Annotated in this window: 1 protein-coding gene; it reads right to left on the bottom strand. The window is 30.9% G+C overall.

Annotated features, from left to right (window positions below):
- Window positions 1-142: 142 nt before the first annotated feature.
- Window positions 143-863: hypothetical protein (locus FLACHUCJ7_RS15510; RefSeq protein ID WP_180909526.1), on the bottom strand; the 721-nt coding region annotated here is incomplete at its 5' end.

The raw sequence follows: 863 nt of genomic DNA, 5'->3' as shown, positions 1-863 counted from the left end.
AACGTTCTGGCGCTACACGAGGTTTGGGATTAAAGATGCGAGGTTTTTCGGTTAAACACAAATTTCCCAAGTACAAAACCATCTTTAAATTCAGCCTAATGCCCAAATCTCGTGTAACGGCTGTTGGCAGTAGTTTTTTTATTTACCATATAATTTCTGCTACAAGATAATTCCAAATAATTATTTTCACAATCAATTTGTCGGAATTGGCTATTACACAATAGCTATATTTATCTGGCTGAACAATTGTCCAATGAGAACTTACATTATTATTAGAATCAATTAAAAAATTTTGCATTGCTCGACTTCCAACTTCTGGTGACTTTGTCAATTCAGTATTTGCTAAAAATCTATCAATTTCATCTTGTTCCATTGTGTGTAAAGTCTTAAAAGCTAAATGTTTTGGATTTTCTAACATAGGTTCACTATTTTCATATTTTGCGTGTCCTTTAGCTAACTTTAAAATCACATTTTCAAGTCTTTCTATTTCAACATTGAAATAAATTTGTCCATCTATTTCCTTAATTGCATTTTTTATTTTTTGGTGTAACGCTTCTTTTGCTTTAAAAATTCTTTTTATTTTTTCTCTTTTGAGATTTTCAATATTTGTCGTTCTGTTTAAAACACATTCTATTAGACAAGAAATGTATTCTTCATCTAATGAAAAACTTTGATTACACTTGTCACAACAAGGAACTACGGGTAAATTTTCAGGAAAAGGTTCGTCAAGTAATATTTTTGACGGAACGTGGTCTCTTGTGTCTGGTTTTTCTCCACAATATGAACACATATTGTCAAGTCTGTCATCACTAAATGTCTTGATTTGTCTCAATTTTCTGATTTCCGTTAAAATTACTGCCAAC

It is taken from the genome of Flavobacterium salmonis, assembly GCF_903819435.1.
Lineage (GTDB): Bacteria > Bacteroidota > Bacteroidia > Flavobacteriales > Flavobacteriaceae > Flavobacterium > Flavobacterium chungangense.
The sequence above is the reverse complement of the archived record's forward strand: the minus strand, read 5'-3'. Positions and strand labels throughout refer to the sequence as shown.